The 14,360-nt window shown below is 71.0% G+C and carries 14 protein-coding genes; 4 read left to right on the plus strand and 10 right to left on the minus strand.

All coding sequences use genetic code 11. The features are described from left to right. Positions 1 to 111 precede the first annotated feature (111 nt). From EIL87_RS09880 to EIL87_RS09895, 4 genes are all read right to left on the minus strand, one after another. Positions 112 to 873: a MerR family transcriptional regulator gene (locus EIL87_RS09880; protein WP_125089920.1), complete on the minus strand. Its 762-nt coding sequence runs from the start codon at positions 871 to 873 to the stop codon at positions 112 to 114. 155 nt (positions 874 to 1,028) lie between these two features. Further along, positions 1,029 to 2,555: a tripartite tricarboxylate transporter permease gene (locus EIL87_RS09885; RefSeq protein WP_125089921.1), complete on the minus strand. Its 1,527-nt coding sequence runs from the start codon at positions 2,553 to 2,555 to the stop codon at positions 1,029 to 1,031. Positions 2,556 to 2,558: 3 nt separating this feature from the next. After that, positions 2,559 to 3,095, minus strand: coding sequence for a tripartite tricarboxylate transporter TctB family protein (locus tag EIL87_RS09890; RefSeq protein ID WP_125089922.1), 537 nt, complete (start codon positions 3,093 to 3,095; stop codon positions 2,559 to 2,561). Then, positions 3,092 to 4,060 (minus strand): tripartite tricarboxylate transporter substrate binding protein, encoded by a 969-nt coding sequence (locus tag EIL87_RS09895; RefSeq protein ID WP_199740335.1) that lies wholly within the window; start codon positions 4,058 to 4,060, stop codon positions 3,092 to 3,094. The genes EIL87_RS09890 and EIL87_RS09895 overlap by 4 nt, the downstream gene beginning before the upstream one ends. A 221-nt stretch (positions 4,061 to 4,281) precedes the next feature. Between EIL87_RS09895 and EIL87_RS09900 the strand changes: the two genes are divergently transcribed. Together EIL87_RS09900 and EIL87_RS09905 are read left to right on the plus strand one after the other, a co-directional pair. Continuing rightward, on the plus strand, positions 4,282 to 5,844 hold the full coding sequence (locus EIL87_RS09900; RefSeq protein ID WP_407690528.1) for a sensor histidine kinase: 1,563 nt from the start codon (positions 4,282 to 4,284) through the stop codon (positions 5,842 to 5,844). Next, positions 5,841 to 6,524, plus strand: coding sequence for a response regulator (locus EIL87_RS09905; protein ID WP_125089924.1), 684 nt, complete (start codon positions 5,841 to 5,843; stop codon positions 6,522 to 6,524). Before EIL87_RS09900 ends, EIL87_RS09905 begins: the two co-directional genes overlap by 4 nt. Positions 6,525 to 6,565: 41 nt before the next feature. On the opposite strand, the gene EIL87_RS09910 is transcribed toward EIL87_RS09905, so the two are convergent. The 5 genes from EIL87_RS09910 to EIL87_RS09930 form a co-directional block, all read right to left on the minus strand. Continuing rightward, positions 6,566 to 7,768 carry a cytochrome P450 gene (locus EIL87_RS09910; protein WP_125089925.1) on the minus strand — a complete coding sequence of 401 codons (1,203 nt, stop codon included), beginning with the start codon at positions 7,766 to 7,768 and terminating at the stop codon, positions 6,566 to 6,568. Next, positions 7,768 to 8,361, minus strand: coding sequence for a GTP-binding protein (locus EIL87_RS09915; RefSeq protein WP_125089926.1), 594 nt, complete (start codon positions 8,359 to 8,361; stop codon positions 7,768 to 7,770). The genes EIL87_RS09910 and EIL87_RS09915 overlap by 1 nt, the downstream gene beginning before the upstream one ends. Next, positions 8,342 to 8,701, minus strand: coding sequence for a DUF742 domain-containing protein (locus EIL87_RS09920; RefSeq protein WP_125089927.1), 360 nt, complete (start codon positions 8,699 to 8,701; stop codon positions 8,342 to 8,344). The genes EIL87_RS09915 and EIL87_RS09920 overlap by 20 nt, the downstream gene beginning before the upstream one ends. Beyond that, positions 8,698 to 9,102 (minus strand): roadblock/LC7 domain-containing protein, encoded by a 405-nt coding sequence (locus EIL87_RS09925; protein WP_125089928.1) that lies wholly within the window; start codon positions 9,100 to 9,102, stop codon positions 8,698 to 8,700. The genes EIL87_RS09920 and EIL87_RS09925 overlap by 4 nt, the downstream gene beginning before the upstream one ends. 67 nt (positions 9,103 to 9,169) lie before the next feature. Continuing rightward, a complete protein-coding gene (locus EIL87_RS09930; protein WP_125089929.1) occupies positions 9,170 to 10,504 on the minus strand; it encodes an ATP-binding protein in 1,335 nt (444 codons plus the stop codon). 374 nt (positions 10,505 to 10,878) lie between these two features. Between EIL87_RS09930 and EIL87_RS09935 the strand changes: the two genes are divergently transcribed. Beyond that, the gene (locus EIL87_RS09935; RefSeq protein WP_125089930.1) at positions 10,879 to 11,703 is read left to right on the plus strand and encodes an SAM-dependent methyltransferase; all 825 of its coding nucleotides are present in this window, start codon (positions 10,879 to 10,881) and stop codon (positions 11,701 to 11,703) included. Between the two features lie 64 nt (positions 11,704 to 11,767). After that, positions 11,768 to 12,880 (plus strand): acyltransferase family protein, encoded by a 1,113-nt coding sequence (locus EIL87_RS09940; RefSeq protein WP_233576137.1) that lies wholly within the window; start codon positions 11,768 to 11,770, stop codon positions 12,878 to 12,880. On the opposite strand, the gene EIL87_RS09945 is transcribed toward EIL87_RS09940, so the two are convergent. Beyond that, entirely contained in the window at positions 12,868 to 14,229 is a 1,362-nt protein-coding gene (locus tag EIL87_RS09945; protein WP_125089932.1) for a S28 family serine protease, read from the minus strand. The two genes, EIL87_RS09940 and EIL87_RS09945, sit on opposite strands and share 13 nt — an antisense overlap. Positions 14,230 to 14,360: the final 131 nt, after the last annotated feature.

Here is a 14,360-nt window from a genome sequence, read left to right on the forward strand (position 1 = left end):
GTTCGACGAAGAGCGGCTGCACATCCCGTTCACCGAGCTCCGCACTGGCCGAGGTCCTCGGCGGTCGCCCATCACTGAGAACGCGAAGCCGGTTCGCAGCGGGGGTCCGGCTCAGCTGTTGGCCTTCTCCCGGCCGCCGTCCGGAGCCTCCCTCTGGGACATGACCTCTGCCATGCGCTCGCCGACGACCGAGGGGATGAGGCGTTCGGCGGAGCGGATCGCGGCCGCCTGCAACGCGTTGAACACCAGCGGACGCATCCGGTCGATGACGTCGGCCAGGAACGGGGTGACGTCCTCCGCGCACGAGGTGCGGGTGACCACGTGCTGCTTCACCAGGTCCGCGAGGTCGTCGCCGAGCGAGTCGACCTTCTGCAGCAGCTCTTCGGCGATCGTCAGCGTGTCGCTGAGCGGGATGCCGAGAGCGACCATCTCCACGGCCGCGTCGTAGAGCAGCGGAGACGTGGTCACGAAACCACGTCCGCGACGTTCCAGGACCCCCAGGTCGATGACGCGCTTGATCGTTCCCGGGGTGACCTGCGCGCCGAAGTTCTCCCGCAACTCCCCGAGCGTCACCGCGCGTGGGGATTCCACGGCCCACGTGCGGTCGGCGACGGTTTCCTCCAGACCGAGCACGTCCCCGAGGCTGCGGCCCGACTCCCAGGCACCGATCATCTCCTTGATCTGCGCGAACGCGTACCCGCGCTCCAACATGCTGATGATCAGCTTGAGCCGCGTCAGGTGCGCGTCGGAGTAGATCGCCGCACGGCCTTCCTTGCGCGGTGGCGGCAAGAGCTCGCGGTCCTGGTAGACGCGCACGTTGCGCACAGTCGTCCCCGCGGCCCGGGCAAGGTCGTCGATCCGGTAGTCCACCACTCGGAACAGTGTAGTTTCCCCGCGCAAGGCGCGCCGATCATGTGCGCTGCTCACGTTTTCGGCCCCGCAGCGCGAAAACGCCCGCCGCGCAGGGAAGCGGCCCGGTCGGACAGGGGCTTCGACCGGGCCGCTTCGACGGGTGGACGCTCCGGGGCTCAGGCGTCCACCCGCTCCCCCTCCTGGGGGTCTTCCTGCTCGGCCTTGCGGCCGCGCAGCAGCACGGCCAGCAGCGGCCACACCAGGATCAGCGCAACGACGCAGTACACGGTGAGGGAGAACGGCGTGTTGACCAGCCCGCTCAGACTGCCGTCGCTGATCTGCAGGGCGCGGCGCATCTGCTGCTCCGACGTCGGCCCGAGGATCACCGCGATGATCGCCGGCAGGATCGGCAACCCGTAGCGGCGCATGGCGAAACCGATGACGCCGATCACGAACAGCAGCACCAGGTCCAGCGGCTCACCGCCGACCGCGTACGCACCGACGCTGGCGAAGAACAGGATGCCCGCGTACAGGTACGGCCGCGGGATCTGCAGCAGCTTGGCCCACACCGGCGCCAGCGGCAGGTTCAGCACCAGCAGCAGCACCGAGCCGATGAACATGCTGGCGATCAACGCCCACACCATCTCGGACTCGCGCGCGAACAGCAGCGGACCGGGCTGGATGCCGTACTGCTGGAACGCCGCGAGCATCACCGCGGCGACCGCCGTGGTCGGCAGGCCCAGCGTCAGCATCGACACCATGGTGCCCGCTGCCGACGCGCTCGCCGCCGCCTCCGGGCCGGCCACGCCTTCGATGGCGCCCTTGCCGAACTCCTCGCGGTGCCGGGACAACCGGCGCTCGGTCACGTAGGACAGGAACGTGGGGATCTCCGCGCCACCGGCGGGAACCGCGCCGAAGGGGAATCCGATGAACGGCCCCCGCAGCCACGGCTTCCAGGTGCGGCGCACGTCGGACCCGCTCAACAGCGCGCGGCCGACCGGGATCGGCTCGGCCTTGCTGCGCCGCAGGTGCGCGGCGACCCACAGCGACTCGCCGATGGCGAAGAGCCCGACCGCCACGATGACGACGTCGACGCCGTCGGACAGGTGCAGCAGGCCGAACGTCAGCCGCTGCTGACCGGTCATCTCGTCCAGGCCGATGATCCCGATGGTCAGGCCGATCAGCAGCGAGGCGAAGCCGCGGACCCGGGACTTGCCGAGCACGGAGGTGATCGCGATGAACGCCAGGACGGTGATCGCCAGGTAGTCCGGCGCTCCGATGTCCACGGCCAGCGACGCCACCGTCGGCGCCAGCAGCACCAGCAGGGTCAACCCGATGATCGCGCCGATGAAGTGCCCGACCGCCGCGGTCGCCAGCGCCTGCGCGCCACGACCCTTGCGGGCCATCGGGTTCCCCTCCAGCGCGGCGATCACCGAGAAGCTCTCCCCCGGCGTGTTCAGCAGGATCGACGTCGTCGACCCGCCGAACATGCCGCCGAAGTAGATGCCGGCGAACATGATGAACGCGCTGGTGGGCTCGAGCGCGTAGGTGACGGGCAGCAGCAGTGCCACCGCCATCGCCGGCCCGATGCCGGGAAGCACGCCGATCGCGGTGCCCAGCAGCACGCCGAGCGCCGCCCACACCAGGTTCATCGGTGTCAGCGCGGTGGCGAAACCGTCGAGCAGCAGGTTCAGCGATTCCATCTGTTACAGCACCCCCATCAGCGGGCCGCCGGGCAGGGGGACACCGAGCAGGTTGTTGAACACGAAGTACGTCAGCACCGACAGCACCGCCGCCAGCAGCGGGTCCCGCACGGTGTGGCGGCTGCCCAGCGCGTAGGCGCAGCCCCAGAAGAGGATCATCCCGGACAGCGGGAACCCGACGATGCCGATGAGCACCGCGTTGGCCAGGAACGAGGCCGACAGCAGCAGCACCGTGCGCCAGTCGCTGGGTGCCGAGAGGTCGACGTCCTCGCCCGTCTCGGACTCACCGTGCCCGCCGCGCAGCACGTCGCGGGCCAGCAGCACCGAGACGAGCAGCAGCAGACCTCCCACGAGGAACGGCACGGTCTTGGGTCCGACCGGACCGCGCTGGGTGAAGTCGGTCGAGATCGCCGCGGCGTCGCTGAGCACCAAGACGCCCAGCAGCGCCAGCAGCGCGCAGATGCCGAGCTCGGAGTGCTCGCGCAGCCAACTGCGCTGGGGCTCGGGGTTTTCCGGCGCCCGTGTCGTGGTTTCGGTCATGCCAGCCCCAACTCCTCGAGAACCGTGGCCACGCGGTCGTTCTCCTGCGCCAGGAACTCACCGAACTGCGGACCCGGCTGGAACGCTTCGGTCCAGCCGTTGCGCTGCAGCGCTTCCCGCCACTCCGGGGAACCGTTGAGGCGCTCGAACAGCGACACGAGCTTGGCGCGGTCGCGCTCGTCCATCCCCGGCGGGGCGACGACGCCGCGCCAGTTGGTGAAGTTGACGTCCACACCGGACTCGAGCAGCGTCGGCGCGTCCACACCGGGCAGCCGCTCCGGACCGGTCACGGCCAGGACCCGCAGCTCCCCCGCCTCGATCTGGTCCCGGTACTCGCCGATGCCGGAGACGCCGAAGGCGACCTTGCCGCCGAGCACCGAGGCGAGCAGTTCGCCACCGCCGTCGAAGGGCACGTAGTTGACCTGCTTGGGCGAGAGCCCGATGGCCTTGGCCATGAGCATCGGTGCCAGGTGGTCGGGTCCGCCCGGGGAGGAACCGCCGCCGACCGGAACGTCACCGGGGCGGGCCTTCCAGTCGGCGATGAGCTGGTCGAGGTCCTGGTAGGGCGAATCCTTGCCGACCACGATGACGTCGGACTCCTCGACGAGCTTGGCGATCGGCGTGGTGTCCTGCAGGGAGACCGGCGAGTGGTTGGTGTAGACGCTGCCGACGACGCCCAGGCCCATCGACATGGCCAGCTTGCCGTTGCCGCGCTCGTTGACCACGCGTCCCAGGCCGACGGTGCCGCCGGCTCCGGGGAGGTTGAACACCTCGGTGCCGCTCTGCAGCCCGGCGTCCTCCATCGCCTTGACCGCGGTGCGCGCGGTGATGTCGTACCCGCCACCGGGCGAGTTGGGAACCAGCACCCGCAGGCCCCGGATCTGCGCTTCGGCACTGCTGTCACTGCTGGTGCTGATCAGTGGTGGCACCAGGAGCACCAGCAGCACGGCTGCGATCACAGCCATCGTGCTGCGTAGCCGCACGGGCGATCCCGCCTCTCCATCGTGGTCGGAACGTGAGCCGGCTCATGCTGCACTCCCGCACTGCGACGTGTCTCGCTTAGACACGTAACGACACTTCCGGAACTTCTGTAACCGGTGCCCCGTTCCGGGCCGAGGCGGGACGACCAGGTGCTTCACCGACGCGGGGCGGCTGCGGGTTAACGTTCCCGGCGAGGAGGTGCGCGGTGTTGCGTGTGCAGGGGAGCCTGTCGCGGCAGCTGCTGAGCTGGCAGCTGCTGATCATCCTCGTGCTCCTCGGCACGGTCGCCGTGTACTCGGTGGTGCAGAGCGACGCCGCGTTCCGCGCGACCGAGGGGCGCAAGGTGCTCTCGGTCGCCGAGGACCTCGCCGCCACCGAAACCGTGCGCGCGAACCTGCAGGACCCGTACCGGCGGGACGCGCTGCCGATCCTCGCCGAGAGCGCGCGCAGCCTCTCCGGTGCCGACCAGGTGATCATCGCTGACGCCCGGGGTGTCGTGCTGACCTCCCCCGACCCCGGGCAGCGGGGTCAACCGCTGCCGCTGGGCGACTCCACGGTGCTGCGCGGCAGGGCGTGGGTGGGTGAGGTCGACTCCGACGGCACCGACACGCTGGTCGCCCACGTGCCGGTGATCGCCAGCGACGCGCGGATCGTCGGCGTGGTCTCGGCCGGCCGCGACACCCCCGACCTGCTGCAGGGTCTGCGGGCCTCGCCGGAGAGCCCGCTGGCGTTGCTGGCCTTCGCCGCGTTCCTGGGCATCGCCGGGTCCGTGCTGCTGGCCCGCCGGGTCAAGCGCCAGACGCTGGGGCTGGAGCCGCAGGAGATCACGCGGCTCGTCGAGCACCGCGAGGCGCTGCTGCACGGGGTGCGCGAAGGCGTGGTCGGCGTCGACGAGCAGAACCGGATCACGCTGGTCAACGACCAGGCGATGCGGTTGTTGACGCTGCCGGAGGACTGCCTCGGCCGCGGTATCGACTCCCTCGAACTCGGTGACCGGCTGCGGGACGTGCTCACCGGCCGATCCGACGGGGTCGACCAGATCGTGCTGCGGCGCGGCCGCGTCGTCGTGCTCAACCGGATGCCGATCTCCTCGGTCGGCGCGGTGGTGACCATGCGCGACCGCACCGAGCTGGTCGACCTCCAGCGGGAGCTGGCGGTGCACCGCGACACCACCGACACGCTGCGCGCCCAGGCCCACGAGTTCTCCAACCGGCTGCACACCATCTCCGGGCTGGTGGAGCTGGGCGAGCACGAGGAGCTGCAGCGCTACGTGCAGCGCATCTCCCGGCACAGCGAGCAGTGGCACGCCGAGGTGACCGCGCGCGTGCACGACCCGGCCACGGCGGCGCTGCTGATCGCCAAGTCCAGCCTCGCGGCCGAGCGCGGTGTGGGGTTGCGGCTCGACGAAGGCGGTTCCCTCGGCGCTCTCGACGAGGAGGTCTCCGCCGACCTGGTGACGGTGCTGGGCAACCTCATCGACAACGCGCTGGACGCGCTGGAGTCCACGAAGGACGCGTGGATCGAGGTCGAGCTGCGGCACAGCGACGAGATCACCGTGGTGGTCCGCGATTCCGGCCCGGGCGTGGCGCCGGAGATCGTCGAGGAGGTCTTCCAGCACGGTTTCACCACCAAGGCCGCGCGCGGTGGTGAGCGCGGGCTCGGCCTGGCGTTGACCAGGCAGATCTGCCGCAGGCGCGGCGGATCGGTGGAGGTGCACAACGCCGACGGCGCGGTGTTCACCGCGCGGCTGCCGTGGGAGGGGGCATGATCCGAGTTCTGGTGGTCGACGACGACTTCATGGTCGCCAAGGTCCACAGCGGGTACGTCTCGCGGGTGGAGGGCTTCGAGGTCGTCGGTGTCGCGCACACCGGTGCCGACGCCGTGGTGGCCGTCGACGAGCTGCGACCGGACCTGGTGCTGCTCGACATCTACCTGCCCGACATCGACGGCCTGTCGGTGCTGCGGCAGCTGCGCGGCCGACCTGCGGCCGATCCGGACGTCATCGTCATCACCGCCGCGCGCGACCTGGACACCGTCCGAGGCGCGGTCCACGGCGGTGCGCTGCACTACCTGATCAAGCCGTTCACCTACGAGGCGCTGCGGGAGCGGCTGGAGAGCTTCCGCGCGGTCCACCGCGCCCTCGCCGAGATCCCGGGTGACGCCCCGACCGCCCAGCAGGACGTCGACCGGCTCTTCGGCACCCGCGCCCGAGGCATCGCTCCGCCGAAGGGCCTGTCGGCCGAAACCGCCCGCACCGTCGAGGAGACCGTGCGCGAGCACTCGAGCGACGGCGGCGACCTCTCCGCCGCCGAGTGCGCCGACGCCATCGAGATCTCCCGCGTCAGCGCCCGCAAGTACCTGGAGCACTTCGTCGAGTCCGGCAAGGCCGAGGTGCGCCTCCGCTACGGAGGCACCGGCCGCCCCGAACGCCGTTACCGCTGGCTCTGACGTCACGCGGAGGTGTTTCCACGGCAGGCGTTTCCGCGTGGTCAGTGCGGCGAGAAGGTGACCGGCAGCGAGGTGAGCCCGCGCATCAGCACCGAGGGACGCCAGGTGAGGTCCCCAGGCTCGACGTCCAAGGTGGTGTCGGGCAGCCGGTCCAGCAGGACTTCGATCCCCGTGGTGGTGATCGTCCTGGCGATCTCCTGAGCGGCGTGGGGACACCCGTGCTCGCCGTGGCTGAAGGCTAGGTGGGCGTGGTTGCCGGTGGCGCCCTCGTGTCCGCGCGGGCGGACCTGCGGGTCGGCGTTGGCCGCGGCCAAGCACAGGACCAGCAGGTCGCCCCGGCGGACGGTCTGTCCGCCGAGCTGGACGTCTCGGGTGGCCCAGCGACCCACGTGGTTCTGGGTCGGGGTGTCCTCCCACAGGACCTCGTTGAGCGCGTGCGCCACGCTGCTGCGGCCCCCCGCGAGGCCGAGCGCGAAGCGCGGTTCGGTGAGCATCAGCCGCAACGCGTTGCCCATCCAGTCCGATGTGGTCAGGTGCGCCCTGCCGAGGACGAGGAACAGGTCGGTGGCGACCTCCTCGTCGGCGAAGCCGACCGGGTGCTGCACCAGGTTCGACACCAGGTCTTCGGCGGGGTCCTCGCGGCGCTCGCGGACCAGGCGCAGCATGCGAGCGACGGTGCGCTCGTGCGCGCGCACCGCCTCCTCCCCCTCCTGCCCGGTCAGCGCCACGTCGTGGGTGAGCATCGGCGCGTCGTCGTCGGGAAGACCGTAGACCTGGGCCATCGCCAGCAGCGGGACCTGGTGGGTGTACTCGACGACCAAGTCGGCGGAGCCGCGTGCGGCGAACCGGTCGATGAGCGTGTCGCTGATCCGCTCCACCGCGGCGGCGAGCTCGACCAGGTCCACAGTGGCCAGTGCTTCGCGCACCACGTGACCGCGAGCGCGGTGGTCCTCCCCATCGGACAACAGCGCGGAGGGGCGGGGTTCGACGTAGGGGCGCAGCGACCAGCACTCCGGGACGCGGTGCCAGCGGTTCCACCGCCGCGGGTCGCGGCTGAACAACTCGGGGTTGCCGACCACGTGGTGCACCTCGCGGTAGCCCAGCACGCACCAGGCGGTGACGCCGCCTTCCAGCTGGACCGGGGCCACCGGACCGTGGTCGTGGCGCAACCGCCGGTAGACCGCGGCCGGGTCGCGGTGGAAGCGCTCGCCGAAGAACGGGGTCGCCCGCACCTGCGGGTCCATCACCGCCCCCGCGCCGAGGACATCGCGTGCAGGTGCTCCACCAGGCGCACCAGCACCGCCTTGCTGGACTCGCGGTCGCGGGCGTCGCAGTCGAGCACCGGCACCTCGTCGGACAGGTCCAGCGCCTTCCGCACCTGGGCCAAGCTGTGCCGGGGCACGCCGAAGTTGTTGCGCGCCACGACGAAGGGCGTGCCCTGCTCCTCGAGGCGGTCGAGGGCGTACCAGCAGTCGGTGATGCGACGCGAGTCCACCAGCACGACCGCGCCGAGGCAACCGGCGAAGAGCTGGTCCCAGAGGAACCAGAAGCGCTCCTGGCCCGGGGCGCCGAACAGGTACAGCACCATCCGGTCGTCGAGCGTGATGCGCCCGAAGTCGAAGGCCACCGTGGTCGTGGTCTTGCCCCCGACACCGGCGGTGGAGTCCACTCCCACACTGGCCGCGGTCATGGTCTCCTCGGTGTTCAGCGGTCGGATCTCGCTGACCGAGCCCACCAGGGTGGTCTTGCCGACCGCGAAGCCCCCGATGACGACGATCTTGAGGCCGTCGGAGGCGCTGTGGCGCAACGGGACCCGGTCAGATGTTGCGAAGTCCAACGAGCACCTGCTGAAGGAAGTCGGGAGTCGGGACCTCCGCCGGGTCCCGCCGGGCCGAGGGGGGCCTGGCGGTGATCTTGCCCCTCGCGTGGAGGTCGTCGAGCAGGACGCGCACCACGCTCACCGGGAGCCGCAGTGCGGCGGCGAGCTCCACCACGGAGACCGGTTCGCGACTGAGGCGCAGGATGACGGCGGGCTCGGACTGCATGCCCGGGCTCGGTTCCCCCTCGGCGACCACCAGGGTCACCGGGTCGAAGGTGTCGTCGGCGGGACGGGTGCGGCCGCCGGTGACGACGTAGAGCCGGTCCGGGTCCTCGTCGTCGAGCAGCCGCCGCGTCATGGGACTTCGACCCGGTGCGGACTGCGCAGGTGCTCGCCGATCTGCTCGACGAGCTCGTTCATGTTGTGGCCGACGACGCCCACGTCGGCCTCGTCGGAGGCCAGCACCGCCAGGTGCGCGCCGAACCCGGCCTCGACGATGCACAGCACACCGCCGTAGAACTCGGTCATCGACTGCCGCACTCCCCCGCTGCCGTCGCCGAACTCCACCGAGGCGCCGTAGGAGAGGCTCTGGATGCCGGAGGCGATCGCCGAGAGCTGGTCGGCCTGGTCGGACGTGAGGCCTGCGGTGTGGCAGAGCTTGAGGCCGTCCTTGGACAGCACCAGGGCATGTCTGCTGCCGGGGGTGCTCTGCAACAGGTTCTCCAGCATCCAGTCGAGTTCGCGGGTGTCGATGGTCATCGCGGCGTCGGGACGGCGGGCGGGGCGACCCGCGGTCCCACACCTCCAATCGGGGTCGTCGGGGGTTTCATCGGGTGTCGTCGTCCGACGTGGACGATCCGTCGCGACGGGACCGGGAGAAGGCGCCGAAGCGCGCTCCCGCGTCCGACCGCTCGTCGTCGGCCCGCCTGGGTGCGGGGGCCGAGCGCGCCGCGGTGAGGGTCCGGCCGCGGCGATGCCGGGGCAGTTCGCCGGGCTCGGCCTCCGAGGCGGGGTCGGTGTGCCGGTCCAGTGTCGGGCTGGCCGGTCCGCCCGGGGCGGGCGGTTCGGCCTCGGGACGCGGCTCGGTGATGAGCTTCTGCGGGACCACCACCTCCACACCGGTGCCGCCGCGCGCGGAAGCGCGGAAGGACACCGACAGCTCGTGCTTGCGGGCCAGGCACCCGACGACGGCGAGGCCGAGACGGGCACCGGAGACCTCGGCGAGGTCGAGCGGGGCGTCCGACACCGCTCGTTCCGCGCGAGCACGGGCCGCGTCGCTCAGCGCCAGCCCGCTGTCCTCGACGGTGATGACCACGCCGCTGTGCACCTCGTCGACGTGGACGTGCACCTCTTCGGTGGGTGGGGAGAACTTGGTGGCGTTGTCCATGACCTCGGCCAGGACGTGCATGACGCCTTCGGCCGCGTAGCCGACGACGGCGGCGGTGCTGGTGGAGTGCAGCCGGATCCGCTGGTAGGCGCTGATCCGGCCCATCGCGCCGCGCAGGACGCTCTCCACCACGATCGGCTTGGTCCAGCGGCGTCCGCTGCGCGCGCCGGTGAGCACCGCGATGCTGTCGGCGAGCCGCCCGGCCTGCGCGGTGGCGTGGTCGAGCTTGAGCAGGTCGGCCAGCACGTCCTCGGAGTCGTGGCGCGACTCCACCTCGCGGAGGTCGGCGAGCATGCCGGTGGTCAGCGCCTGGACCCGGCCGGCCGCGTGGGCGCAGGTGGACAGCGCCGCAGCGCGCCTCTTCTCGCTGGCGGCCAGCTCCCGGGACAGGACCTTGAGGACGCGCCGGTGCGGAACGCCGTAGTCGTGGGTGATCCCCTTCACCGCCTCCTCGGCGGTGGCGCCGCCGCGCAGCCGCTCGGCCAGGTCGGGCAGCGCGTCGTCGGCCAGCCGCACCACGTCGCTGTTCAGGCCGGCGGCGGCGGTGCGGTAGTGACGGGTCCACTGCACGCTGCGGACGACCGCGCCGACGGCGGCGGACAGGGCGAGCACGAGCAGCACTCCGACCCCGGTGATCGGGGCGCCGATCGGTGACCGCAGGAATGCCCAGGAAAGGAGCGCACCGGACAGGAGGAACGCGATCGCGGAACCGACGACCACCGGGTACCAGTCGGGGAACTCTCCGCGCCGTGGCACGTGGTCATCGCTCGACATCTACGGTTCCTCATCGCCGGACGGGGTGGGGCTCGCTCGGGTCACGCGAGGCAGATAGTAACGGAGAGCATACAGATGAATGCTCCCTTTTGGGTGATGCTCGCCTCACCGCGAGAACCCGCCACTCATTCGATCTTGAATCCGGAGTCGAGGCCACCAGATCCGGGCGGAGTTCTTTCGGTTTTTCACAGAACTGAAAACGCAATTTCCCCTCTCTCCCGGAGATCGCCGGGCCCGTTGGCAGATCTTCCGCGCTACTCCATCGAGGTGACGCTGCGTCACTGCGCTGCTGATTTTTCACCTGATCAGTACCGCTGACCATCACTACGCTTCGCAGCAGGAAAGTCACTCGCAGACACCTTGGCGGCCGACCGATGATCACCAGGAGCCTCGACCTGGACCGTCCGAGCGACGCTCGTGTTCACGACTACTTCCTCGGTGGCGGCAGCAACTTCGCCGCCGACCGCGCGCTGGCTCGTCGCGTCCTCTCCGCCGCACCCGACGCCCGGATCGAGACGCTGGCACACCGCGCCTGCCTGGGACGCATGATGCGCACCTGCCTCGACCTGGGTGTCCGCCAGTTCCTGGACCTCGGCTCGGGCATCCCGACCGCCGGCAGCCCGCACGAGATCGCCGCGGAGGCGGACCCGGCCGCGCGGGTGGTCCACGTCGACAACGACCAGATCGCCGCCACCCAGGGGCAGCTGGTGCTCGCCCGCTGCGACAACGCTGCGGTGCTGCACGCCGACGTGCGCGACCCGGACTCCGTGCTGGCCGCGGAGCAGACGCGACGGTTGCTCGACTTCCAGCAGCCGGTGGCGGTGCTGATGTTCGGCGTGCTGCACACCTTCGGGGAGCACCACGACCCGGCGCAGGTGATCCGCCGCTACACCGAGGCGGTGGCACCCGGATCGTTCCTCGCGCTGTCGCACTTCACCGGCGAGTTCGCCCCGGAGCGGGCGCGCGAGGTCCTCCGCGTGCTGGACGGCAGCTGCCCACGGCCCGCGCTGCGCGACCGCGAGACGGTGCGCTCCTTCCTGGACGGCCTCGACCTCGTCGATCCCGGCGCGGTCCCCGCGGCCGACTGGCGGCCCGGTCCGGCCGACGCCGACCTGCGCAGCCCGGAGCCGCTGGGCTTCGCGCTGCTGGCGCGCACCACGCCGGCGACCCGATCTCGGCCGGACGGCGCAAGCGCTTAGACTGTGCGCCAGGACCCCTCTCACCAGCAAGATCCCCGGCCACACGACCCCCGAGGTAGCGAGCGTGCACGACCTGTCCGCAACTCGCTCTGGCCGCGCTCCGCAGAAGAGGAGCACCCGGAAGGTCAGCTGGGACGCCGTGCGCGCCGGCTGCGTGGTGCTGGTGATGATCTACCACGCGACGCACATGAGCCGCGTGACGCACCCGGAGCTGACGCCACGACTGGTCGTCTTCCCGTTCCAGGTCGGCGCGAGCCTGCTGCTGGTGATCTCGGCGTACTTCGCCGCGGCCACCATCGGACGCGGCAGCCTCCGGCGCTACTGGTGGAAGCGCATGGCGCGGCTCGTGCCGCCCTTCGTCGGCGCGGTGGTGCTGATCTGGCTCGTCCTGCGGTTCCTGAGACCGCCTTCGTGGCAGGAACCGTCCGGGTGGGACCTCGCGCACCACCTGCTGATGCTGTGGAACTGGAAGCCGGCGGAGTACGCCTTCCTGGACGGGTCACATTGGACGGTCCCGCTGCAGCTGATGGGCTTCACCTTCGCCGCCGCCCTGTTCGCCACCCGGTGGGGGCACGGGAACAAGATCGTCTGGGTGCTGTGGGCGGCCGTGCTGCTGCCGCTGGCCCAGTGGCACCTGCGCATCACCGCAGCGCCGGAGACCTACCGGATGCTGGTGGACGGGTTCGGCGTGCACCGCTGGCACCTGTTCGTGGCCGGGGTGGCGATCTGGATGGTCTCCACCCGGCGCCTCGGTCGCGTCCACTTCGCGGTCCTGCTGGCGTCCTGCATGGCCGCCCAAGCGCTGCACAACTACGTCCGGCTGCCCGACGGGCAGCTCGACTGCGACTGGGGCTCCACCACCGCCGTGTGGATCGGCATGCTCGTGCTCACCTCAGTGGCCTGCGGACCGGACTGGAAGCTCCCGCCCGCGCTCGCGCGCGGCCTGACCTGGTTCGCGGGGATCTCCTACTGCGTGTTCCTCACCCACCAGACGGTCGGCTACATCCTGCTGCACTACCTCGACACCAACGGTGTGCCACCGGTGCTGCAGACCTTGGCGATGCTGACCACCGGCACGCTCCTCGGCTGGGCGCTGACCAGAGCGGTCGAGCGCCCGGCCCACGACTCGCTGCTGCGGCTCTACGACCGGCTGGCCGCACGTCGTCAGAGCGGGTGACGCTCCAGCGGCAGCTGGTCGAGGCGGGTCGTGCGCAGCGGCGGGACCTCGACGCCGGCCCAGCGGAGGACGGTGGCTTCGGCCTCGCCGCGCTGATCGACGGGCAACCCGGTGAGGGTCGCGCCGTGGTTGGCACCCGGCACCAGGTAGGAGTGCGAATCCCACCGGCTCGGCGCGAACGGCTCGGCGCTCCACGGGTCGTTCTCACCGTTGACGAACATCAGCTCTGAACCGCGGTTGCGGACCCAGGAGTCCACCCGGCGCATCGCGCCCGGCCCGAACTCCACCGGGATGTCGCGCGGCACCAGGTTGCGCGGCCGGCTCAGCTCGCGGTGGTGCAGCAGGTCGGCCAGGTGCTCGTCGGAGACGTCGGGCCAGCCCAGCTGGGTTCCGGCCTGGTAGTAGTACGGCGTGTAGGGCTCGATGCCCTGGTCGGTGTAGAAGGCGAACTCGACGGTCTCGTCGAGGAAGCGGTAGATCTCATCGGTGCTCGCCGTCGGAGCCGGGACCTGACCGCAGTCCTGCTGGCCCCGGTACTGCCAGAAGGCCCACGGCGCGTCGAGCACGACCAGCTCGAGACCTCGGTCGACGTCGCCGATGATCCGGTCGAAGGTCCGCCCCTGCGAGTCCGCGAAGGCTTGGAAGGCGGCGAGCATCTCCGGCCGGCGCAGCAACGCCTCCCGCTGCACCGCGGCCAGCGCCTCGCGGCAGGCTGGATCGGTACCGACCGACGAGAGGAACCCGTCGTAGGCGTCCCGTCCGTTGTCCACGTCGTTCGGTGCGACGTACGCAACGGTCCCGTCCACGTCGTCCGGGTAGAAGTGGCGGTGGTACACCGCCGTCATGCCGCCCTTGCTGGCACCGGTGGTGAGCCACCGCTGCTCGTAGACGCTCCGCAGCGCCGAGATCACCGCGTGCTCGTCGGTGGCGGCCTGCCAGATGTCGAGGTCGTTCCAGTCGGCGGGTTCGGGCCGCGACGGGGTGAAGAAGCGGTGCTCCAGGTCCACCTGGTTGCCGTCGACGAGCCGCGTGGGCTCGGCGCGGCTCGCCTGGGACGGCAGCCCGTACCCGGTGGTGCGGAGGACCGTCGGGCGGGACAGGTCGCGGTGCAGCAGGGTCAGCCGCTGCTCGAAGGAACCCGCTCCCGGGTGGCGGTGGTCGGCCGGCTGGGTGAAGGTCAGGTCGAACAGCCGGAAACCCGGTTCGGTGGGCCGCTCGCCCACCACGGTCAGCCCCGGCACCTCCGCCAACCGCTGCGCGACGTCCTCCTGCGGTGCCGCTCCCACGGGCATCCCGACCAGCGTCAACGCGCAGGTCACCGCGATGGTCGCCCATCCGCGCCAGTTCATCCGACCTCCTGGTGAGCACGACGGTCGGAGCAATCTAGCCAGACGGACGACCCACCGGACAGCGCGAGGCGAGTTCACGACACGTCCCCCACGCGCAGCAACGGGCCGCCCACCGCGCGTTCGGCGAGCGG

It is taken from the genome of Saccharopolyspora rhizosphaerae (assembly GCF_003931915.1).
GTDB lineage: Bacteria > Actinomycetota > Actinomycetes > Mycobacteriales > Pseudonocardiaceae > Saccharopolyspora > Saccharopolyspora rhizosphaerae.

Excerpts from the sequence above, each read along its gene's own strand:
- EIL87_RS09945 (WP_125089932.1), bottom strand. The coding sequence starts at position 14,229 with ATGAACTGGCGCGGATGGGCGACCATCGCGGTGACCTGCGCGTTGACG.
- EIL87_RS09925 (WP_125089928.1), bottom strand. The coding sequence starts at position 9,102 with ATGACCATCGACACCCGCGAACTCGACTGGATGCTGGAGAACCTGTTG.
- EIL87_RS09920 (WP_125089927.1), bottom strand. The coding sequence starts at position 8,701 with ATGACGCGGCGGCTGCTCGACGACGAGGACCCGGACCGGCTCTACGTC.
- EIL87_RS09910 (WP_125089925.1), bottom strand. The coding sequence starts at position 7,768 with ATGGACCCGCAGGTGCGGGCGACCCCGTTCTTCGGCGAGCGCTTCCAC.
- EIL87_RS09890 (WP_125089922.1), bottom strand. The coding sequence starts at position 3,095 with ATGACCGAAACCACGACACGGGCGCCGGAAAACCCCGAGCCCCAGCGC.
- EIL87_RS09905 (WP_125089924.1), top strand. The coding sequence starts at position 5,841 with ATGATCCGAGTTCTGGTGGTCGACGACGACTTCATGGTCGCCAAGGTC.
- EIL87_RS09935 (WP_125089930.1), top strand. The coding sequence starts at position 10,879 with ATGATCACCAGGAGCCTCGACCTGGACCGTCCGAGCGACGCTCGTGTT.
- EIL87_RS09885 (WP_125089921.1), bottom strand. The coding sequence starts at position 2,555 with ATGGAATCGCTGAACCTGCTGCTCGACGGTTTCGCCACCGCGCTGACA.
- EIL87_RS09895 (WP_199740335.1), bottom strand. The coding sequence starts at position 4,060 with ATGGCTGTGATCGCAGCCGTGCTGCTGGTGCTCCTGGTGCCACCACTG.
- EIL87_RS09930 (WP_125089929.1), bottom strand. The coding sequence starts at position 10,504 with ATGTCGAGCGATGACCACGTGCCACGGCGCGGAGAGTTCCCCGACTGG.